The following is a 20,510-nucleotide window of genomic DNA, read 5'->3' as shown; positions in this document are numbered from 1 at the left end:
ATGAAGCGCAACCACACCCGCACCAAGCGCACCGTCGCAGCCCTCGCGCTCGCCGCCGCCACCGCCGTCGGCCTCTCCGCCTGCATGCCCCCGGGCTACTACGGCGCGAGCGGCACCCTCGACAACGGTGACCAGAAGTCGATGCACGTCGTCGTCTTCAACGGCTGGGACGAGGACACCGCGGCCAGCTACCTGTGGAAGCACGTGCTCGAGGAGAAGGGCTACGACGTCCAGCTCACGAACTCCGACGTCGCACCCGCGTACTCGGGGCTCGCGTCCGGCGACTACGACGTCGTGTTCGACACCTGGCTGCCGAACACGCACAAGCAGTACATGGACACCTACGGGAAGCAGCTGACCGACCTCGGCTCCTGGAACGAGCAGGCGTCGCTCGAGCTCGCCGTGCCCGAGTACTCGGACATCGACTCGATCGACGAGCTCAAGGCCCACGCGAGCGAGTTCGGCAACAAGATCATCGGCATCGAGCCCGCCGCCGGCGAGACCAAGGTCGTCTCCGACCAGGTCATCCCGCAGTACGGCCTCGACGGCATGGACTTCATCACGAGTTCCACGCCCGCGATGCTCGCCGACCTCAAGGCGTCGATCGCGAAGAAGGAGGACGTCGTCGTGACGCTGTGGCGTCCGCATTGGGCGTACGACGCGTTCCCGATCAAGGACCTGAAGGACCCGAAGGGTGCGCTCGGCAAGAACGAGGAGATCCACACCATCGGCAAGGCGTCCATCGAGGACGACTTCCCGACGGCGTCGAAGTGGATGCAGGGCTTCCGGATGGACTCCGACCAGCTCTACTCGCTCGAGAACGCGCTGGTGAACAGCGGCGCGAAGACGAGCGAGTACCCGGCGATCACCGCGAAGTGGGCGTCCGAGCACCAGGACTACGTGGACTCGCTCACGTCGTCGAAGTAGCGGCTCCGCCTGCCTGGAGGCGCGGTGCCGGTCCGGCACCGCGCCTCCTGCCTTCCGCCTGGTGGCGTTCGACGTCCGACCGGTCGCGTGTGACGGGCGGTCGCGTGTGACGAGCGGTCGCGTTCCTGAACGACGTCTGTCGTCCATTGCTTCGATGGAGGGATGGACATCCTCCTCCGACTCCTCGTCGCGATCGGCTTCGCGCTGCTCGTCACCGCCGTCGCCGCCGTCGTCCTGCACCTGGTGTTCCGCGCCCTCGCCCGGCGGAAGCGCTGGGCCGCCGTGCTGTCCCGCCGCACGAAGCACCCGACACGGACGATGCTCCTCGTCGTGCTGGTGTGGGCGGCGTTCGCGACGAGCATCCCGCGCGACGCCGACGCGTACCCGTGGCGCGACGAGGTCTCGCACACCTTCCTCATCGTGACGATCGGCATCGGCACCTGGTTGGCGTGCGAGATCGCGATCTTCCTCGAGAGCCTCGGTCTGCACCGCTACCGCGTCGACGTGCCGGACAACCGGGTCGCCCGGCGGATCCGCACGCAGGTGCTCGTGCTCCGTCGCCTGACCGTCGCCGTGCTCGTGATCATCGGCGTCGGCGCGATCCTGCTGACCTTCCCGGGGGTCGAGGCGGCGGGCGCCAGCGTCCTCGCGTCGGCCGGGCTCATCTCGGTCATCGCCGGGCTCGCGGCGCAGTCCACGCTCGGCAACGTCTTCGCGGGCATGCAGCTCGCGTTCTCGGGGTCGATCCGTGTCGACGACGTCGTCGTGGTCGAGCAGCAGTGGGGGCGGATCGAGGAGATCACCCTCACCTACGTCGTCGTGCACCTGTGGGACGACCGGCGCTTCGTGCTGCCGTCGACGTACTTCACGAGCACGCCGTTCGAGAACTGGACCCGGACCAACAGCGAGCTGCTCGGTGCCGTCGAGTTCGACCTCGACTGGCGGGTCCGGCCGGGGGAGATGCGCGCCGAGCTCGAGCACATCCTGGAGCGCACCGAGCTCTGGGACCGCCGCGTGCAGGTCCTGCAGGTGACGGACGCCGTGCAGGGGTTCGTGCACGTCCGGGTGCTCGTCACCGCGCACGACGCCCCGTCGCTCTTCGACCTGCGCTGCTACGTCCGCGAGGAGCTCGTCGCCTGGATCCAGCGCACCCACCCGGACGCCCAGCCGGTGCAGCGGGTGCTCATGGTCGACCCGGCCGCCGAACCGCGGGCGTCGCGCCGGACCGCGTCCACGGCGTCGTCCTCGGCCCTGTTCACGCCCGACCAGCAGGACGGGGCGCTCTTCACCGGGCCGATCCAGACGTCCGACATCCCGCGGTCGGAGCGCTGACGCCCTGGGCGTGACCCCACGACGGACCGGAGGCACGTGGCGAACCCGCCACGTGCCTCCAGTCCGTCGTCCGGTCGCGTCCCGGCGCCCTCGGCTGCGCGCCCTCGGGATGCGCGCGCCTTGGCTGCGCGCGCCCGAAGGCTGCGCGGCCCCTAGGGCTGCCGCGCCTTGACGGCGCGGTCGTCCTCGACGACCGTGCCGATCGCGACGATCGTCGTCGCCAGCCACGCCACCCACGTCAGCGCCAGGCGCCAGTCACGCGGGCCCTGCCGGGTCGTCTGCACCACGCTGTAGCCGCTGATGATCGAGCTCCACACGGCACCGTTGAACATGAACTTCCGCACGGGTTCCTCCTGTCGTCGTCCCGTCAACGCTACCGGCCAGTACATTGGAGCGCCGCCGGTCGCCCTGCCGGTGCACTCGTCCAAGGAGCCGCCGTTGCGTCAGGCCGTCATCGGGGGAGCCCTGCTCGTGGTCGGCGCGGTCTGCGTCGCCCTCGGCCTGCTGCCCCTGTCCGACCTCGCCACCCTCGCCGACCGGGTCGTCCCGGTGCTGGCGTTCGTGCTCGGACTCACGATCGTCGCCGAACTGGCGGCCGACGCCGGGGTGTTCGACCGGCTCGCCGACCTCGCCGCGCGCGTCGGCGGTGGCCGCACGATCGGGCTCTGGGGCGCGGTCGTCGTGCTCGCCGTCGTGTGCACCGTCTTCCTGTCGATCGACACCACCGCGGTGCTCCTCACCCCGATCGTCATCACGCTCGCGCGCCGGGTCGGCCTGCCGCCGATGCCGTTCGCACTGACGACGGTGTGGCTCGCGAACACCGCGTCCCTGCTGCTGCCGGTGTCGAACCTGACGAACCTGCTCGCCGTCGACCGGATCGGGCTCGACGGACCGATCCCGTTCGCCGGCCTGATGGTGTGGGCGGCGCTCGCCGGGGTGGTCGTGCCGTGCGCGGTGCTCCTCGTGGTGTTCCGCGGCAAGCTGTTCGGCCGCTACACGCCGGTGTCCGTGCGCCAGGCGACCGACCCGGTGTTCTTCTGGTCCGCGTCCGGGGTGCTCGTCGCCCTCGTCATCGCCCTCACCGCCGGTGTCACCGTGTGGATCGCCGCGATCGCCGCGGCTGTGCTGCTCGTCGCCGTCGCCGCGTTCCGAGCGCCCTCGGAGCTCAAGCCGTCGCGGGTGCCGTGGTCGACGCTGGTGTTCGCGGCGGGGCTGTTCGTCGTGGTCGAGACGCTGCACACCACGGGGCTCACCGACCCGATCGTGCAGGCGCTGTCCGGCGGCACGGGGACCGGGTCGCTCCTCGTCCTCGGCGGGGCCGGGGCGCTGGCGGCGAACGCGATCGACAACCTGCCTGCCTACCTTGTGCTCGAGCCGGCCGCGGGGCACGAGGCCCTGCGCTACGCGGCGCTCCTCGTCGGCGTGAACGCGGGGTGCCTCATCACGCCGTGGGCCTCGCTCGCGACGCTGCTCTGGCACGCCCGGCTCTCGTCCGAGGGCGTGCACCTGTCGTGGGGGAAGTACATGGCGCTCGGGTGCGTGGTCGCGCCGCTGACCGTCGTGGCGGGCGTGCTGGCGCTGCGCCTGTAGGCGCGGGCGTCGCGTGCGTCGCGTGCGCCTCGCACGGTGCGAGGGGGCGCGCCCCGGGCTAGAGCCAGTCCTTCGCCTTGAACACCCGGTAGAGCACGAGCGACGACGCCACGATCAGGGCCAGCGACGCGAAGAGCCCGCCCCACTGCCCCTCGCCCGGGAACGTCACGTTCTGCCCGAAGAACCCCGTGATCGCCGTGGGGATCGCGATGATCGCCGCCCAGCTCGTCACCTTCTTCATCACCGTGTTCTGCCGGTTCGACGCGAGGTTGAGGTTGGTGTCGAGGACGCTCGACACCGCGTCCCGCAGCTGGTCGACGGAGTCGGCGATCGACTGCAGGTGGTCCTCGACGTCGCGGAAGTACGGACGGATCCCGTCGGAGATCGTCTCGGCGTCGCCGTGCAGCAGCGAGGCGACGCTGTCCCGGGTGGGGACGACCTGACGACGGAGGACCCCGAGCGCCTTCCGGAGCCGGAACGACCGGCGCTGGATCTGCTGCGCACGGGGGTCGCCGTGCTCGAACAGGTCGTCCTCGAGCTCGTCGATCCGGCGCTCGATGTCCTCGACGGTGCTCGTGGCGTGGTCGGTGACGGCGTCGAGCAGCCCCCACACGAGCCACGGGACCCCGTGGTCCGCCATGTCGGCGTTCGCGTCGAGCCGTCGTTCGACCGCCCCGGTGTCGACGTCGGCGCCGTGGATCGTGACGAGGGCCTGCCGCGTGACGAACGCCTTCACCTCGTGGGTGACGAGTTCCCCGTCGGCGTCGAGGCCGTCGACGTCGTAGACGACCAGGAAGAGGCTGTCGCGGTACCGGTCGAGCTTCGGCCGCTGCCCGCGCTCCACGGCGTCCTCGACGGCGAGCGCGTGGATGCCGAGTTCCTCCTCGACCTGCTCGAGGTCGGCGGCGCGCGGGTCGGTGTAGTCGACCCACACGAAGGTGTCGTCGGCGCCGATGAGGTCGGATACCCGGTCGACCGGGAAGTCCCGTTCCGACGCGTTCCCGTTCCGCCACGCACGTGTCACGACCATGCCGACGAGCCTAGTGAGCGGGCGGCAGCGCCCACCCCGGTGGGCCCGGACGGGGCGCGCAGGCTGTCCGGATCGTCAGCGAGCGGCGACAACCCGCCGAACCACCGTGAATCCGCTGTCGGTGCGCTGGTAACTTACGGCTGGACCCGGCGCACGAGCCGGGCGGAACGGAGACCCCACCACCCCATGGCATCACCGCGCACCGAACAGACCCGGTACTCCTTCGTCGTCGCCTCCAACCGCCTGCCGGTGGACCGCGTCGTCGACGAGGACGGCAACGAGGGCTGGCGGCACTCGCCCGGTGGCCTCGTCACCGCGCTCGAGCCGGTGATGCGCGCGAACGACGGGGCCTGGGTCGGCTGGGTCGGACAGCCCGACGTCGAGGTCGCGCCGTTCGACAACGAGGGCATCCACATCGTCCCCGTCCCGCTCAGCGGGTCCGACGTCGAGGACTACTACGAGGGCTTCAGCAACGACACCCTCTGGCCGCTCTACCACGACGTCATCGAGCACCCGAGCTACCACCGCGACTGGTGGAACGCGTACCAGCGGGTCAACGAGCGCTTCGCCGACCAGATCGTCGAGATCGTCGAGCAGGACGGCATCGTCTGGGTGCAGGACTACCAGCTGCAGCTCGTGCCGGCGCTGCTGCGGGAGCGCCGCCCCGACCTCACCATCGGCTTCTTCAACCACATCCCGTTCCCGCCGGTCGGCATCTACGCGCAGCTGCCGTGGCGTGCGCAGATCCTCGACGGGCTCCTCGGCGCGGACGTCATCGGCTTCCAGCGCCACGACGACGCCAGCGACTTCCTCCGCGCCGTCCGGCACATCAAGGGGTACACGACCAAGGGGTCGACGATCGACGTCCCGGTCGACGACCCGGCAGCGCCGCGCAGCCGCAAGGGCATCACGGTCCGCCACGTCGAGGCGCGGCACTTCCCGATCTCGATCGACGCCGCCGGCTTCGAGGAGATCGCGCACCGCCCCGAGGTGCAGGAGCGTGCCCGCGAGATCCGCGCGAGCCTCGGCAACCCGAAGACCGTGCTGCTCGGCGTCGACCGGCTCGACTACACGAAGGGCATCCGGCACCGCATCAAGGCCTTCGGCGAACTCGTCGAGGACGGCCGCATCGCGGTGGAGGACGCCACCCTCGTCCAGGTCGCCAGCCCGAGTCGTGAGCGCGTCGACACGTACGCGACGCTCCGCGACGAGATCGAGCTCACCGTCGGACGCATCAACGGCGACCTCGGCGTGATCGGGCACCAGCCGATCGCGTACCTGCACCACGGCTACCCGCGCGAGGAGATGGTGGCGCTCTACCTCGCCGCCGACATCATGCTCGTCACCGCGCTCCGCGACGGCATGAACCTCGTGGCGAAGGAGTACGTGGCGGCCCGGTTCGACAACGACGGCGTGCTCATCCTCTCCGAGTTCGCCGGCGCCGCCGACGAGCTGAAGCAGGCCGTCATCGTGAACCCGCACGACATCGGGGCGCTCAAGGACTCGATCCAGCGCGCCATCGAGATGCCGCGCCGCGAGCGCTCGACCCGCATGCGTGCGCTCCGCAAGCGGGTCCGCGACAACGACGTGGCCCGCTGGTCGCGGTCCTTCCTCGAGGCGCTCGATCGGCACGCCCCGCGGGACGCGCAGATCGACCCGTCCGCCACGGAGCCGTCCGACCGGCACCGCGAGGCGCAGACCGACAACATGTCCATCTTCGACGAGGACGCCCAGACCGCGCGTGCCGCCGAGGACACCCGGGAGGCACGTGATGCGTGACGAGACCACCGCGACGACCGACCTGACGGCGGCTCTCGAGACGCTCGCGGCTGCGCCGCGACTGCTCGTCGCCCTCGACTTCGACGGCACCCTCGCGCCCTTCGCCGACGACCCGTCCGAGGTCGGGGCGCTCCCCGGCTCCTGGGCGGCCGTCCTCACCCTGCAGCGCGCGAAGGACACCGAGGTCGTGCTCGTCTCCGGTCGTCCGCTCGGCAGCCTCGCCGCGGTCACGCACGCGCCGGCCGACATGGCCCTGGTCGGGTCGCACGGCGTCGAGTGGCGCGTCGACGGGCACGACGAGGCGGCGCTCTCGGACGACGAGGTCGCCCGTGTCGCCCGCATCGGGGCGGCGCTCGACGAGGTCGGCGCGCGGTTCCCGGGCGTCGTCATCGAGCACAAGCCGGCCGGACACGGCGTGCACACCCGTCGGGTGCGTGCCGAGGTCGCCGCCGAGGCGAACGCGGCGGCGAGCCGCGCGGCGCACGACGCCGAAGCGGACGTCCTCGAGCGCGGCGGCAAGGACATCGTCGAGTTCGCCGTCCGGCACGTGACGAAGGGCGACGCGATCGCGCGACTGCGCGAACTGCGCGGCGCCGACGCGGTGTTCTTCGCCGGTGACGACGTCACCGACGAGGACGGCTTCCGCGTCCTCGGCGACGGCGACGTCGGGGTGAAGGTGGGGGAGGGCGACACGCTGGCCCGCTACCGGATCGCCGATCCCGCGGCGCTGACCGACGTCCTGAAGCAGCTGGCGCGCCTCCGGGCGACGCGCTGACCAGGCCGCCACGCGCCTCCAGGCCCGATCATCACCATGCGGACGCATGATGTTGTCCAGTTGGTATCCCAACTGCGCCTAGACTCGCTCCATGCCTGATATCGACGTCAAGCCGCGCAGCCGGGTCGTCACCGACGGGATCGAAGCGACCACCTCGCGTGGCATGCTCCGGGCCGTCGGCATGGGGGACGAGGACTGGGAGAAGCCGCAGATCGGCATCGCCTCGTCCTGGAACGAGATCACCCCGTGCAACCTCTCCCTCGACCGCCTCGCGCAGGGGGCGAAGGAGGGCGTGCACTCCGGCGGCGGGTACCCGCTCCAGTTCGGCACCATCTCCGTCTCCGACGGCATCTCGATGGGCCACGAGGGCATGCACTTCTCCCTCGTCTCGCGCGAGGTCATCGCGGACAGCGTCGAGACCGTCGTGAACGCCGAGCGCCTGGACGGCACCGTCCTGCTCGCCGGCTGCGACAAGTCGCTCCCCGGCATGCTCATGGCCGCCGCGCGCCTCGACCTGGCGAGCGTCTTCCTCTACGCGGGCTCGGTCATGCCGGGCTACGTGAAGCAGGCCGACGGCTCTTTCAAGGAGGTCACGATCATCGACTCCTTCGAGGGCGTCGGTGCGTGCAAGGCCGGCACGATGAGCGAAGAGGAGCTCAAGAAGATCGAGTGTGCGATCGTCCCGGGCGAAGGCGCCTGCGGCGGGATGTACACCGCGAACACGATGGCGTCCGTCGCCGAGGCGCTCGGCATGTCCCTGCCGGGCAGTGCCGCGCCGCCCAGCGCCGACCGTCGTCGCGACTACTACGCGCACCGCTCCGGCGAGGCCGTGGTGAACATGCTCCGCAAGGGCATCACCGCGCGTCAGATCCTCACGAAGGAGGCCTTCGAGAACGCCATCGCCGTCGCCATGGCGCTCGGAGGCTCCACCAACGTCGTCCTCCACCTGCTGGCGATCGCGCACGAGGCCGAGGTCGAGCTCTCCCTCGACGACTTCAACCGCATCGGCTCGAAGGTCCCGCACCTCGCCGACATGAAGCCGTTCGGCAAGTACGTCATGGTCGACGTGGACCGCAACGGCGGCATCCCGGTGATCATGAAGGCGCTGCTCGACGCCGGGCTGCTGCACGGCGACGTCATGACCGTGACGGGCAAGACCCTCGCCGAGAACCTCGCCGAGATCGACCCGCCGGAGCTCGACGGCGAGGTCTTCCGCAAGCTCGACAACCCGATCCACGCCACCGGCGGTCTGACGATCCTGCAGGGTTCGTTCGCGCCGGAGGGCGCCGTGGTGAAGACCGCCGGCTTCGACGCCGAGGTGTTCGAGGGCCCGGCGCGCGTGTTCGACCGCGAGCGTGCCGCGATGGACGCCCTCACCGAGGGGAAGATCCAGAAGGGCGACGTCGTCGTCATCCGCTACGAGGGCCCGAAGGGCGGCCCCGGCATGCGGGAGATGCTCGCCATCACCGCCGCCATCAAGGGCGCGGGCCTCGGCAAGGATGTACTACTGTTGACGGACGGACGATTCTCAGGCGGCACAACCGGCCTGTGCATCGGCCACATCGCACCGGAAGCGGTGGACGCAGGTCCAGTCGCATTCGTGCGCGATGGCGACCGCATCCGTGTCGACATCGCGGCTCGCACGCTCGACCTACTGGTCGACGACGCCGAGCTGGAAGCCCGCCGCGAAGGCTGGGCCCCGCTGCCCCCGCGCTACACCCGCGGAGTCCTCGCGAAGTTCGCGAAGCTCGTCCAGTCCGCCGCCAAGGGCGCGGTCACGGGCTAGCGTCGACACACGCACCATCGCCACCTCTCCAGGCAAGGACCACCTCATGCCCACGGAAGCCACTCCGCTGTCCGCGGCCGCCGGTGCACGCCGGACGCCAGAGATCCTGACCGGCTCGGGAGCCGTCCTCCGGACGCTCGAGCACCTCGGGATCACCGACGTCTTCGGCCTGCCGGGCGGTGCCATCATCCCGTTCTACGACGAGCTGATGGCGTCCACGACGATCCGCCACATCCTGGTCCGTCACGAGCAGGGCGCCGGCCACGCCGCCGAGGGCTACGCCTCGGCGTCCGGCAAGGTCGGCGTCGCCATCGCGACCTCCGGTCCCGGCGCGACGAACCTCGTCACCGCCATCGCCGACGCCTACATGGACTCGGTGCCGTTCATCGCGATCACCGGCCAGGTGTTCTCGACCCTGATGGGCACGGACGCCTTCCAAGAGGCGGACATCGTCGGCATCACGATGCCGATCACGAAGCACTCGTTCCTGGTGACCGACCCGGCCGACGTGCCGGCGACCCTCGCCGCGGCGCACCTCATCGCGACGACCGGACGCCCGGGCCCCGTGCTGGTGGACATCACGAAGGACGCCCAGCAGAAGTCGGCGCCCTACGTCTGGCCGCCGAAGATCGACCTGCCCGGCTACCGCCCGGTCACCAAGGCGCACGGCAAGCAGATCGCCGCGGCGGCGCAGCTCCTCGCCGAGGCCGAGCGCCCGGTGCTCTACGTCGGCGGTGGCGTCATCCGCTCCCGTGCGACCGCCGAGCTGCTGCGCTTCGCCGAGGCCACCGGTGCGCCGGTCGTCACGACGCTGATGGCCCGTGGTGCCTTCCCCGACTCGCACCCGCAGCACCTCGGCATGCCCGGCATGCACGGCACGGTGCCGGCCGTGCTCGGGCTGCAGGACAGCGACCTCATCATCGCCCTCGGCGCACGCTTCGACGACCGGGTGACCGGCAAGGCCGACGAGTTCGCGCCGAACGCCAAGGTCGTGCACGTCGACATCGACCCCGCCGAGATCTCGAAGATCCGCTTCGCCGACGTCCCGATCGTGGGCGACGCGCGCGAGGTCCTGGCCGACCTGCTCGACGCCTGGGGCGGCATCGCCGTCGAGGACCGCGCATCCACGGCCGAGTGGTGGGCGAAGCTCGAGCAGCTCAAGGTCGACTTCCCGCTCGGGTACGCCGAGCCGACCGACGGACTCCTCGCGCCGCAGGCGATCATCAAGCGCATCGGCGACCTCACCGGGCCGGAGGGCGTCTTCGCCTCCGGGGTCGGACAGCACCAGATGTGGTCCGCGCAGTTCATCAAGTACGAGCGGCCGAACGCCTGGCTGAACTCCGGCGGCGCCGGCACGATGGGCTACTCGGTGCCCGCCGCGATGGGCGCGAAGGTCGCCGAGCCGGACCGCGTGGTCTGGGCGATCGACGGCGACGGCTGCTTCCAGATGACCAACCAGGAACTCGCGACCTGCGTCATCAACGACATCCCGATCAAGGTCGCGATCATCAACAACTCGTCGCTCGGCATGGTGCGGCAGTGGCAGACGCTGTTCTACGACGGCCGGCACTCCTTCACCGACCTGCAGACGGGTCACGGCACCCGCCGGGTCCCGGACTTCGTGAAGCTCGCCGACGCCTACGGTGCCCTCGGCATCCGCGTCGAGAAGGCGGATGAGGTCGACGCCGCGATCCAGCTCGCCCTCGAGACCAACGACCGCCCAGTGGTGATCGACTTCGTCGTGAGCCGCGACTCGATGGTCTGGCCGATGGTCCCGCAGGGCGTCAGCAACTCGTCCATCGAGTACGCCCAGGCCCTCGCACCCACCTGGGACGACGAGGACGCCGACATGACGGGGGAAACCGCATGAGCCACGTCCTGTCCCTCCTCGTCGAGGACAAGCCCGGTCTGCTGACGCGCGTCGCGGGCCTGTTCGCCCGCCGCGGGTTCAACATCGAGTCCCTCGCCGTGGGCAACACCGAGGTCGACGGCCTGTCCCGGATCACGGTCGTCGTCGACGTCGAGGACCTCCCGCTCGAGCAGGTGACGAAGCAGCTCAACAAGCTCGTCAACGTCATCAAGATCGTCGAGCTGGACTTCTCGCAGTCGGTCCAGCGCGAGCACATGCTCGTGAAGGTCCGCGTCGACAACCAGACGCGGTCGGCCGTGCTCGAGGCAGTGAACCTGTTCCGCGCACAGGTCGTCGACGTCGCGAACGACTCGCTCATCGTCGAGGTGACCGGCGACCCCGGCAAGATCCAGGCGATCCTCCGCGTGCTCGAGCCCTACGGCATCAAGGAGCTCGCCCGCGCGGGACTCCTCGGCATGGGCCGCGGACCGAAGAGCATCACCGACCGGGTGCGCTGACCGCGCCCCGAGACGGACTGGAGGCGCGGGTCGCCACCCGCACCGCGCCTCCCGTCCGTCGCCACCAGACTCAGCAACGAACGCTTCCGAACCGACCACAGGAGAACCACCACCGTGACTGACATCGTGTACGACGCCGACGCCGACCTGACGCTCATCCAGGGCAAGAAGGTCGCCGTCATCGGGTACGGCTCGCAGGGCCACGCCCACGCCCTCAACCTCCGCGACTCCGGCGTCGAGGTCAAGATCGGCCTGCAGGAGGGCTCGAAGAGCCGCCAGAAGGCCGAAGAGGCGGGCTTCGAGGTCCTCACCCCGGCCGAGGTCACGAAGTGGGCGGACGTCGTCGTCATCCTCGCCCCCGACCAGGTGCAGCGCATCGTCTACAAGGACGACATCGAGCCGAACCTCAAGCCGGGCGCGACGCTCGTCTTCGGCCACGGCTTCAACATCCGCTACGGCTACATCCAGGCCCCCGAGGGCGTCGACGTCTCGCTCGTCGCGCCGAAGGGCCCCGGCCACACCGTGCGCCGCGAGTACGAGGCCGGCCGCGGCGTGCCCGTGATCGTGGCCGTCGAGGTCGACGCGTCCGGTTCCGCCTGGGACCTCGCGTGGTCGTACTCGAAGGCGATCGGCGGTCTCCGCTCCGGCGGCATCAAGACCACCTTCACCGAGGAGACCGAGACCGACCTGTTCGGCGAGCAGGCCGTCCTGTGCGGTGGCACGTCGCAGCTCATCCAGTACGGCTTCGAGACCCTGGTCGAGGCGGGCTACCAGCCGCAGATCGCGTACTTCGAGGTCCTGCACGAGCTCAAGCTCATCGTCGACCTGATCTGGGAGGGCGGCCTCACCAAGCAGCGTTGGTCGATCTCGGACACCGCGGAGTTCGGTGACTACGTCTCCGGCCCCCGTGTGATCTCGCCCGAGGTCAAGGAGAACATGAAGGCCGTCCTCGCGGACATCCAGGACGGCACCTTCGCGAAGCGCTTCATCGAGGACCAGGACGCCGGCGCCCCGGAGTTCAAGGCGCTCCGTGCGAAGGGCGAGGGCCACCCGATCGAGGCCACCGGCCGCGAGCTGCGTGCCCTCTTCGCGTGGAAGTCGAACGACGCCGACTACGTGGACGGTTCCGCGGCGCGGTAGTCTGCCGACACCACTCGAATCCCGAGGCGGCGGTGCACCCGCACCGTCCCTCGACCCCGAGGCGGCGGTGCACCCGCACCGCCGCCTCGCGATGTGACCCGAACGTTATGCAGCAGCTCTCCTCCAGTCCAGACGCCGTGATCCGGCGTCCCCGTGGCGTGCGCGCGGTCGTCGTGCGCCCGTCGTCGTCCGCCCTGGCCGAGGCCGGTCGAGAACCCACCGATCGGCATGGGAGGATCGTGGGATGTCGGTGACGAAGCGAGCGGTCCACATCGGCGCCGGCAAGATCGGGCGCGGGTTCGTGGGTCAGTTCCTGGTCGCGAGCGGCTACGAGCTCACCTTCGTCGACGTCGACGACCGTGTCGTCTCGGCCCTCAACGAAGCCGGCCGGTTCGTGGTGCACGAGGTCGGCGAGATGCCGGTCGAGCACCTCGTGTACGGGTTCCGCGCACTGAGCAGCAAGACCGACCGCGAGCAGGTCATCCGCGCGATCGCCGAGGCCGACGTGGTCACCACCGCCGTCGGCGCCCGCACCCTGCCGCTCGTGGCACCGATCATCGCCGAGGGGCTCGCGGCACGTCCGCTCGACCGCGGCGACGTCACGATCGTCGCCTGCGAGAACGCCTTCAACGCCACGGACTCGCTGCACGCCAGCATCCGCCGCGCCCCCATCCTCGAGGACCGCGACATCGCCGCCGTCTTCGCGAACTGCGCCATCGACCGCATCGTCCCGGACCAGTCCGGCGTGCTCGGGCAGTCCGGTGGCCTCGACGTCGTGCTCGAGCCCTTCTACGAGTGGGTCATCGAACGCACGCCGTTCGCCGGATCCGGTTCGGAGCCGCCGGAGATCGACGGCGTGACCTGGGTCGACGACCTGCAGCCCTTCGTCGAACGCAAGCTCTACACCGTCAACACCGCCCACGCGACGGCCGCCTACCACGGCTACGTCCGGGGCATCCGCCTCATCCGCGAAGCCCTCGAGGACGAGGCCGTGCGTGCCGAGGTCGACGGGGTCCTCGCCGAGACGACGGCCCTCCTCGTCGCGAAGCACGGCTTCGACCCGGAAGAGCACGCGCGCTACGTCGCCGCGAACCTCTCCCGCATCGCGAACCCGCACCTGCCCGACACCACGGTCCGGGTGGGGCGGAACCCGCTCCGGAAGCTCGGTCGCCGCGAACGCTTCGTCGGTCCCGCCGCGCAGCTCGCCGAGCGCGGGCTCCCCGTCGACCACCTGCTCGGTGCGGTCCGGGTCGCCCTCGACTTCGACGACGAGAACGACCCCGAGTCGATCGAGCTGCACGCGCTGCTGCGCTCCGGTGCCACCGCGCACGCGCTCACCGAGATCCTCACCGGGCTCATGGAGAGCCACCCGTTGTTCCCCGCCGTTCGCGACGTCGTCGCCGAGGTGCTCGAGACGCAGCCCGCCGACGCCTGACCCCGGCGGGCGTCGCCGGTGACGCCCGTGCAGGCACCGGTCCTCAGGAGACGCATGGTCTCGTCAGGAGCCCGTCCCTCGTAGAATCGGTGCATGACCACGGCAGCATCCCCGCCCGACGGCTCGGTCGACCACGACGACGACGCCCTCAGCTGGGGCGACGCCGACGACGCGACCCACGTCGACGCGGCGCACAACCCGGTGGCCGTCAAGGACCGCGGCACCCGCGACCCCGAGGCACCCGAGACCTCCGGCGCCCTCGTCGGCTTCGGCGTGTTCGGCGGCCTGTACCTGCTCTACACGGTGGCCTGGCTGCTCACCGCCTCGACCTCGTACGTCTCGAACGTCGACACCGTCCTCACCGTCTTCGTCGAGGTCCTGCGCTTCCTGTCGATCGTCGCGCCGGCGCTCTGGTTCACGGTCGTGCTCTGGGCCGGCCGCGGTCGTCGGACCCGCACGCGGCTCCTCTGGATGCTCCTCGGTGCCGCCGTCCTCTTCCCGTGGCCGTTCCTCATGACGCGGAGCTTCTGATGACCGCCGCGACTCCGACGGTGCGCCGTCCCGCCGCGCCGATCCTCGGCCGCGTCGCGGTCTGGGTGGTCTTCGCGGTGCTGTTCGCCTACATGACGGTGCAGAGCGTCGGCAACCTCGTCACGATCTCGGGCTCCGTCCGCGACTTCAACGCGTTCCTCGACTCCACGTCCGGCGGTGACTCGCTCCGGACGAGCACCCCGTGGGTCTGGCTCGTGCTCGACATCGCGATCGCGCCGGTCGCGTTCGTCGTGGCGCTCTGGCTGACCCGCCGAGCCCGCCTCGCGGTCACCGTCGTGGTCTTCCTGCTCGCGTTCGCCGCGGCGGGTGCGCTGTGGCTGGACCTCCAGCTGTTCGTCCCGAGCCTGCTGGACTTCGGACGCACCTCCTGACGGACCTGCGTGCTGACGGCCTGGAGGCGCGGGGCGGGCCCGCCACGCGCCTCCAGGCCGTCAGTCGGTTCTCCACAGGTCCGTCCCACCGGTCGTAACCACCCGCTCACGTCGGTAGGGTGGTGGGATACCGCCCGTCTCGTGTGAGGAAACTGCAGCTGTGCCGAAGCCGGTCGTCCTGATCGCCGAAGAACTCTCGCCCGCCACAGTCGACGCCCTCGGGCCCGACTTCGAGATCCGGAACGTGGACGGTACCGACCGCCCCGCACTCCTGGCCTCCCTCGCCGATGCGCACGCCGTGCTGGTGCGTTCCGCCACCAAGGTCGACGCCGAGGCGATCGCCGCGGCTCCGAACCTCAAGGTCGTCGCCCGCGCGGGCGTCGGTCTCGACAACGTCGACATCAAGGCGGCCACGACCGCCGGGGTGATGGTGGTCAACGCGCCGACGTCGAACATCATCTCCGCCGCCGAGCTCACGGTCGGCCACATCCTGTCGCTCGCGCGCCACATCCCGGCCGCGCACGCGTCGCTCGCCGCCGGCACCTGGAAGCGCTCCGCCTACACCGGCGTCGAGCTGTACGAGAAGACCGTCGGCATCATCGGCCTCGGCCGGATCGGTGCGCTCATCACGCAGCGGCTGCAGGCCTTCGGCGTCCAGGTGATCGCGTACGACCCGTACGTGACCACGGCGCGCGCGCAGCAGCTCGGGGTCGAGCTGGTCTCGCTCGACGACCTCCTCAAGCGCTCCGACTTCATCACGATCCACATGCCGAAGACGCCGGAGACGGTGGGCATGCTCTCGGACGACCAGTTCGCGCTCATGAAGCCGACCGCGTTCGTCGTGAACGTCGCCCGTGGCGGCCTGATCGACGAGGACGCCCTGCACCGAGCCCTCACGGCGAACACGATCGCTGGCGCCGGCCTCGACGTCTTCGTGTCCGAGCCGCCGAAGGACTCGCCGCTCGTCTCCCTGCCGAACGTCGTCGTGACGCCGCACCTCGGCGCCTCCACCGACGAAGCGCAGGAGAAAGCGGGCGTCTCGGTCGCCAAGTCGGTGCGGCTCGCGCTCGGCGGCGAACTCGTCCCCGACGCGGTGAACGTCGCCGGTGGTGTCATCGACCCGTACGTCCGCCCGGGCATCCCGCTCGTCGAGAAGCTCGGCCAGGTGTTCACCGGCCTCGCCACGTCGCCCGTCACCAGCATCGACGTCGAGGTGCACGGCGAGCTCGCCGCGTACGACGTCAGCGTGCTGAAGCTCGCGGCGCTCAAGGGCGTCTTCACCGACGTCGTGAGCGACCAGGTGTCCTACGTCAACGCCCCGCTCATCGCGGAGCAGCGTGGGGTCACCGTCCGGCTCATCACCGACTCGGACAGCTCCGAGTACCGCAACGTGCTCACGATCCGCGGCGCCCAGTCGGACGGTCCGGCGATCAGCGTCTCCGGCACCCTGACCGGCCCGAAGCAGGTCGCGAAACTCGTCGAGATCAACGGCCACGACGTCGAGGTCGCCCTCGCCGAGCACCACGTGGTGATGGAGTACACGGACCGCCCGGGCATCGTCGCGGTGTACGGCAAGGAGTTCGGCGAGGCCGGCATCAACATCGCCGCGATGCAGATCTCGCGCGAAGCCGCCGGTGGCCAGGCGCTCAGCGTCCTGACCGTCGACTCGCCGGTGCCCGCCGAGATCCTCGAGCACGTCCGGTCCACGATCGACGCGGCCTCGCTCCGCGAGATCGACATCACGCTGTAGGGAGCCCCGCATGACGCAGACGCTCAAGCTCGCGGTCATCCGTGGCGACGGCATCGGTCCGGAGGTGGTGGACGAAGCCCTCAAGGTGCTGCACGCCGTCACCCCGGACGACCTCGTCATCGAGGAGACGCCGTTCTCGCTCGGGGCCACCCGGTTCCTCGAGACCGGCGACATCCTGACCGACGAGGACATGGCGGCGATCGCCGGGCACGACGCGATCCTGCTCGGCGCCGTCGGCGGTGACCCCCGCGACCCCCGGCTCGCCGGCGGGATCATCGAACGCGGGCTGCTGCTGAAGCTCCGGTTCGCGTTCGACCACTACGTCAACCTGCGTCCGACGACGGTGTACGACGCGGTGTCCACCCCGCTCGCCGACCCGGGCGCGGTCGACTTCGTCGTCGTGCGCGAGGGGACCGAGGGCCCGTACGTCGGCAACGGCGGCGCGATCCGGACCGGCACCCCGCACGAGATCGCGACCGAGGTCTCGCTGAACACGGCGTACGGCGTGGAGCGGGTCGTCCGGTACGCCTTCGACCTGGCGAACCGGCGCGCGCGCAAGCACCTCACGCTCGTGCACAAGAGCAACGTGCTCGTGCACGCGGGTGCGCTCTGGCAGCGCACCGTCGCGGCCGTCGGGCAGGAGTACCCGGACGTCACGGTCGACTACCAGCACGTCGACGCGGTCACGATCCACATGGTGCAGCAACCTGCTAGGTTCGACGTCATCGTCACCGACAACCTCTTCGGCGACATCATCACCGACCTGGCCGGCGCGATCAGCGGCGGAATCGGTCTGGCGGCCTCGGGCAACATCAACCCGGACGGCACCTTCCCCAGCATGTTCGAGCCGGTCCACGGCTCCGCGCCGGACATCGCGGGTCAGCAGAAGGCCGATCCCACGGCCGCCGTCCTCTCCGTCGCGCTGCTCCTCGACCACATCGGTCGGAGCGACCTCGCGACGGCGGTGACGCGGGCGGTCGAGGCCGACATCGCCGACCGGGGCACCACGCCGCGTCGCACGGCCGAGATCGGCGACGCCATCGCCGCCGCGGCCTCGGCCCGCACCACCACCGCCTGACAGGAGCCACCCCCCATGAGCAGCGACACCGCGAGCAGCGACACCGCGAGCAGCGACACCGCGAGCAGCGACGCCGCGTTCGGACTCGAGTTCGCCACCACCCCGTCGCCGGAACGCCGCGCCGCGGCCGAGCGCGAGGAGATCCTCGCGGACCCGGGCTTCGGCAAGCACTTCACGGACCACATGGCCACCGTGCAGTGGACGCTCGACGGCGGATGGCACGACGCCTCGATCCACCCGTACGGGCCGCTCAGCCTCGACCCGAGCGCGAGCGTCCTGCACTACGCGCAGGAGATCTTCGAGGGGCTGAAGGCCTACCGGCACGCGGACGGCTCGGTCTGGTCCTTCCGTCCCGACGCGAACGCGCGACGGTTCCAGCGGTCCGCACGCCGTCTGGCGCTCCCCGAGCTGCCCGTCGAGACCTTCGTGGAGTCGATCCGGCAGCTCGTGCGGACCGATGTCGACTGGGTGCCGTCGGCACCGGAGACCAGCCTCTACCTGCGGCCGTTCATGATCGCCACCGAGTCCTTCCTCGGCGTCCGAGCGGCACAGGCGGTCGCCTACCACTGCATCGCGAGCCCGGCCGGGGCGTACTTCACGTCCGGGCCGAAGCCGGTGTCGATCTGGCTCTCGACCGAGTACGCCCGTGCGGGCAAGGGCGGGACGGGCGCCGCGAAGACCGGCGGGAACTACGCGTCCTCGCTCCTGCCCCAGCAAGAGGCCTACGAGCACGGCTGCCAGCAGGTGATGTTCCTCGACTCGGTGGAGGGCAAGTACCTCGAGGAGCTCGGCGGCATGAACGTCGTGCTCGTCAAGGCCGACGGCACGCTCGTGACGCCGGACTCGGACTCCATCCTCGAGGGCATCACGCGTGACTCGATCCTGCAGCTGGCAGAGGACCGCGGGCTCCGGGTCGAGCGTCGGCGCGTCACCCTCGACGAGTGGCGCGACGGGGTGGCCGACGGGTCCATCACCGAGGCGTTCGCGTGCGGGACGGCAGCCGTCGTGACCCCGATCGCGGAACTCCGCGGCGAGGGCTTCACCATCGGGTCGCCGACCGTCGGTGCCGGGGAACTCACGATGTCCCTGCGCGACGAACTCACCGACATCCAGTACGGCCGTCGTCCCGACCCGCACGGGTGGATGACGCGCCTGACCGATCCGGCCTGACACCCATCCGGCGTCGGTAGGCTCCAACGGTGAAGATCGCACGGTTCAGCAGCAAGGGTGAAGACCCCCGGTACGGCATCCTCGACGAGCGCGACCTGGTCGTGCTGGCGGGGGACCCCATGTACCAGGGGTTCGAGACCACGGGGGAGCGGGTGCCACTCGCCGACGCGAAGCTCCTGGCGCCGGTGATCCCGCGGTCGAAGGTGATCGGCGTCGGGCTCAACTACGCGGAGCACGCGTCCGAGATGGACGAGCGCTCCGGGGACGACCCGGTGGTGTTCCTCAAGCCGAACACCTCGGTGATCGGCCCGGAGGAACCGATCCGTCTGCCGGCGGGCATCGGCCGCGTCGACCACGAGGGCGAACTCGCCATCGTGATCGGGTCGCTCGCGAAGAACGTGTCGCGCGAGGACTTCGCGAGCGTCATCCTCGGCTACACGATCGCGAACGACGTGACGGCCCGCGACCTGCAGGCCCGCGACGGCCAGTGGACCCGGTCCAAGGGATTCGACACCTTCTGCCCGCTCGGCCCGGCGATCGAGACCGAGATCGACCCGTCGGACATCCGCATCGAGACCCGCGTGGACGGTGACCTGCGTCAGGTCGGCTCCACGAGCGAGATGGTGCACGACATCCCGTCCCTGATCGAGTTCATCTCGTCGATCTGGACGCTCCTGCCCGGTGACGTCATCCTGACCGGCACCCCCGCCGGCGTGGGGGAGATCCGCGACGGCGAGGTCGTCGAGGTGACGATCTCCGGACTCGGCACCCTGAAGAACCCGGTCATCGCTCGACACTGACCTGTCGACACCACGATCCCGTCCGCACCACGATCGACCGAACGGCCCGCTCCCGCACCGGGGGCGGGCCGTTCCGCGTCCTGGCGGGGATCGCGGGGTGCGACACGCCCGGGAGGCGGGACGGTTGGCGGGGCCCTCGGGGCGTGTGTAGAGTAATCACTCGTTGCCGCTGAGGCGGAGAACGGAACGGCCGAGACGGTCACCGGAGCGAGAGCCCCGGCGATGCAGTCCGGACGGGGTCCCGCTCGGCAACCGATCCCGATGATGTCCCACCCTCGTGGTGGTGCGTTCGGGGTGAAGACGAATGCCTCTCTGGCGAAACCTCTGTCGAGGTCGAGCGGGGAGTGCGTCTGGTCCTTGAGAACTCAACAGCGTGCACATTGTCAATGCCAATTTATTGACCCAGTGCACCGTGTTTGCTACCGCTTGGTGGCAGCTTCGGTGTCATGGAGCAATTCCTTTTGGATTGAAGATTGTCAGTAGACAGTCAACAGTCAGAATCAACTCGCTGGCACTTCGGTGTTGGTTGTAATTTTTTTACGGAGAGTTTGATCCTGGCTCAGGACGAACGCTGGCGGCGTGCTTAACACATGCAAGTCGAACGATGATGCCCAGCTTGCTGGGTGGA

18 protein-coding genes and 1 rRNA gene are annotated in these 20,510 nt (G+C 70.1%); 17 read left to right on the top strand and 2 right to left on the bottom strand.

Annotation, left to right across the window (positions count from 1 at the left end):
- Complete coding sequence (locus EDF64_RS02815) at positions 1–927, top strand: glycine betaine ABC transporter substrate-binding protein (protein ID WP_133518599.1); 927 nt, start codon at positions 1–3, stop codon at positions 925–927.
- Positions 928–1,089: 162 nt separating this feature from the next.
- On the top strand, positions 1,090–2,259 hold the full coding sequence (locus tag EDF64_RS02810) for a mechanosensitive ion channel family protein (protein WP_133518598.1): 1,170 nt from the start codon (positions 1,090–1,092) through the stop codon (positions 2,257–2,259).
- Between the two features lie 152 nt (positions 2,260–2,411).
- Here the strand turns inward: EDF64_RS02810 and EDF64_RS02805 are convergent, their stop codons facing one another.
- The gene (locus tag EDF64_RS02805; RefSeq protein WP_071291990.1) at positions 2,412–2,603 is read right to left on the bottom strand and encodes a hypothetical protein; all 192 of its coding nucleotides are present in this window, start codon (positions 2,601–2,603) and stop codon (positions 2,412–2,414) included.
- A 94-nt stretch (positions 2,604–2,697) separates the two neighbouring features.
- Between EDF64_RS02805 and EDF64_RS02800 the strand changes: the two genes are divergently transcribed.
- A complete protein-coding gene (locus tag EDF64_RS02800) occupies positions 2,698–3,849 on the top strand; it encodes an SLC13 family permease (protein ID WP_133518597.1) in 1,152 nt (383 codons plus the stop codon).
- A gap of 58 nt (positions 3,850–3,907) precedes the next feature.
- Here EDF64_RS02800 and EDF64_RS02795 read toward each other — a convergent pair whose 3' ends face one another.
- Positions 3,908–4,879 (bottom strand): magnesium transporter CorA family protein, encoded by a 972-nt coding sequence (locus tag EDF64_RS02795; RefSeq protein ID WP_133518596.1) that lies wholly within the window; start codon positions 4,877–4,879, stop codon positions 3,908–3,910.
- 186 nt (positions 4,880–5,065) lie between these two features.
- Here EDF64_RS02795 and otsA point away from each other — a divergent pair, with 186 nt between their 5' ends.
- The 14 genes from otsA to EDF64_RS02725 form a co-directional block, all read left to right on the top strand.
- On the top strand, positions 5,066–6,658 hold the full coding sequence (gene otsA, locus EDF64_RS02790) for an alpha,alpha-trehalose-phosphate synthase (UDP-forming) (protein ID WP_133518595.1): 1,593 nt from the start codon (positions 5,066–5,068) through the stop codon (positions 6,656–6,658).
- A complete protein-coding gene (gene otsB, locus EDF64_RS02785) occupies positions 6,651–7,433 on the top strand; it encodes a trehalose-phosphatase (RefSeq protein ID WP_133518594.1) in 783 nt (260 codons plus the stop codon). Before otsA ends, otsB begins: the two co-directional genes overlap by 8 nt.
- 91 nt (positions 7,434–7,524) lie before the next feature.
- Positions 7,525–9,219 (top strand): dihydroxy-acid dehydratase, encoded by a 1,695-nt coding sequence (gene ilvD / locus EDF64_RS02780; RefSeq protein ID WP_133518593.1) that lies wholly within the window; start codon positions 7,525–7,527, stop codon positions 9,217–9,219.
- Between the two features lie 46 nt (positions 9,220–9,265).
- Positions 9,266–11,089 carry an acetolactate synthase large subunit gene (locus EDF64_RS02775; protein WP_133518592.1) on the top strand — a complete coding sequence of 608 codons (1,824 nt, stop codon included), beginning with the start codon at positions 9,266–9,268 and terminating at the stop codon, positions 11,087–11,089.
- Positions 11,086–11,586, top strand: a complete 501-nt coding sequence (gene ilvN / locus EDF64_RS02770; RefSeq protein WP_022907763.1) for an acetolactate synthase small subunit — start codon at positions 11,086–11,088, stop codon at positions 11,584–11,586. Before EDF64_RS02775 ends, ilvN begins: the two co-directional genes overlap by 4 nt.
- Positions 11,587–11,700: 114 nt before the next feature.
- Positions 11,701–12,726: a ketol-acid reductoisomerase gene (ilvC, locus tag EDF64_RS02765; RefSeq protein WP_133518591.1), complete on the top strand. Its 1,026-nt coding sequence runs from the start codon at positions 11,701–11,703 to the stop codon at positions 12,724–12,726.
- A gap of 244 nt (positions 12,727–12,970) precedes the next feature.
- Positions 12,971–14,161, top strand: coding sequence for a mannitol-1-phosphate 5-dehydrogenase (locus EDF64_RS02760; protein WP_133518590.1), 1,191 nt, complete (start codon positions 12,971–12,973; stop codon positions 14,159–14,161).
- Between the two features lie 93 nt (positions 14,162–14,254).
- Positions 14,255–14,692, top strand: coding sequence for a hypothetical protein (locus EDF64_RS02755; protein ID WP_133518589.1), 438 nt, complete (start codon positions 14,255–14,257; stop codon positions 14,690–14,692).
- Positions 14,692–15,084 carry a hypothetical protein gene (locus EDF64_RS02750; RefSeq protein WP_133518588.1) on the top strand — a complete coding sequence of 131 codons (393 nt, stop codon included), beginning with the start codon at positions 14,692–14,694 and terminating at the stop codon, positions 15,082–15,084. The genes EDF64_RS02755 and EDF64_RS02750 overlap by 1 nt, the downstream gene beginning before the upstream one ends.
- Before the next feature lie 160 nt (positions 15,085–15,244).
- Positions 15,245–16,834 (top strand): phosphoglycerate dehydrogenase, encoded by a 1,590-nt coding sequence (serA, locus tag EDF64_RS02745; protein WP_133518587.1) that lies wholly within the window; start codon positions 15,245–15,247, stop codon positions 16,832–16,834.
- Between the two features lie 10 nt (positions 16,835–16,844).
- Positions 16,845–17,912, top strand: a complete 1,068-nt coding sequence (locus EDF64_RS02740; RefSeq protein ID WP_133518586.1) for a 3-isopropylmalate dehydrogenase — start codon at positions 16,845–16,847, stop codon at positions 17,910–17,912.
- A gap of 15 nt (positions 17,913–17,927) precedes the next feature.
- Positions 17,928–19,082: a branched-chain amino acid aminotransferase gene (locus EDF64_RS02735; RefSeq protein WP_133518585.1), complete on the top strand. Its 1,155-nt coding sequence runs from the start codon at positions 17,928–17,930 to the stop codon at positions 19,080–19,082.
- A 29-nt stretch (positions 19,083–19,111) separates the two neighbouring features.
- On the top strand, positions 19,112–19,882 hold the full coding sequence (locus tag EDF64_RS02730) for a fumarylacetoacetate hydrolase family protein (RefSeq protein WP_133518584.1): 771 nt from the start codon (positions 19,112–19,114) through the stop codon (positions 19,880–19,882).
- Positions 19,883–20,418: 536 nt separating this feature from the next.
- A 16S ribosomal RNA gene (locus EDF64_RS02725) occupies positions 20,419–20,510 on the top strand; the annotation flags it as partial.

The organism is Curtobacterium flaccumfaciens (assembly GCF_004361695.1).
GTDB classification, from domain to species: Bacteria; Actinomycetota; Actinomycetes; order Actinomycetales; family Microbacteriaceae; genus Curtobacterium; species Curtobacterium flaccumfaciens_B.
The sequence above is the reverse complement of the archived record's forward strand: the minus strand, read 5'-3'. Positions and strand labels throughout refer to the sequence as shown.

What these genes read in the sequence shown, in the direction of transcription:
- EDF64_RS02815 (WP_133518599.1), top strand. Translation starts at nt 1, where the DNA reads ATGAAGCGCAACCACACCCGCACCAAGCGCACCGTCGCAGCCCTCGCG.
- EDF64_RS02810 (WP_133518598.1), top strand. Translation starts at nt 1,090, where the DNA reads ATGGACATCCTCCTCCGACTCCTCGTCGCGATCGGCTTCGCGCTGCTC.
- EDF64_RS02795 (WP_133518596.1), bottom strand. Translation starts at nt 4,879, where the DNA reads ATGGTCGTGACACGTGCGTGGCGGAACGGGAACGCGTCGGAACGGGAC.
- otsA (WP_133518595.1), top strand. Translation starts at nt 5,066, where the DNA reads ATGGCATCACCGCGCACCGAACAGACCCGGTACTCCTTCGTCGTCGCC.
- otsB (WP_133518594.1), top strand. Translation starts at nt 6,651, where the DNA reads ATGCGTGACGAGACCACCGCGACGACCGACCTGACGGCGGCTCTCGAG.
- ilvD (WP_133518593.1), top strand. Translation starts at nt 7,525, where the DNA reads ATGCCTGATATCGACGTCAAGCCGCGCAGCCGGGTCGTCACCGACGGG.
- EDF64_RS02775 (WP_133518592.1), top strand. Translation starts at nt 9,266, where the DNA reads ATGCCCACGGAAGCCACTCCGCTGTCCGCGGCCGCCGGTGCACGCCGG.
- ilvN (WP_022907763.1), top strand. Translation starts at nt 11,086, where the DNA reads ATGAGCCACGTCCTGTCCCTCCTCGTCGAGGACAAGCCCGGTCTGCTG.
- EDF64_RS02760 (WP_133518590.1), top strand. Translation starts at nt 12,971, where the DNA reads ATGTCGGTGACGAAGCGAGCGGTCCACATCGGCGCCGGCAAGATCGGG.
- EDF64_RS02755 (WP_133518589.1), top strand. Translation starts at nt 14,255, where the DNA reads ATGACCACGGCAGCATCCCCGCCCGACGGCTCGGTCGACCACGACGAC.
- EDF64_RS02750 (WP_133518588.1), top strand. Translation starts at nt 14,692, where the DNA reads ATGACCGCCGCGACTCCGACGGTGCGCCGTCCCGCCGCGCCGATCCTC.
- EDF64_RS02740 (WP_133518586.1), top strand. Translation starts at nt 16,845, where the DNA reads ATGACGCAGACGCTCAAGCTCGCGGTCATCCGTGGCGACGGCATCGGT.
- EDF64_RS02735 (WP_133518585.1), top strand. Translation starts at nt 17,928, where the DNA reads ATGAGCAGCGACACCGCGAGCAGCGACACCGCGAGCAGCGACACCGCG.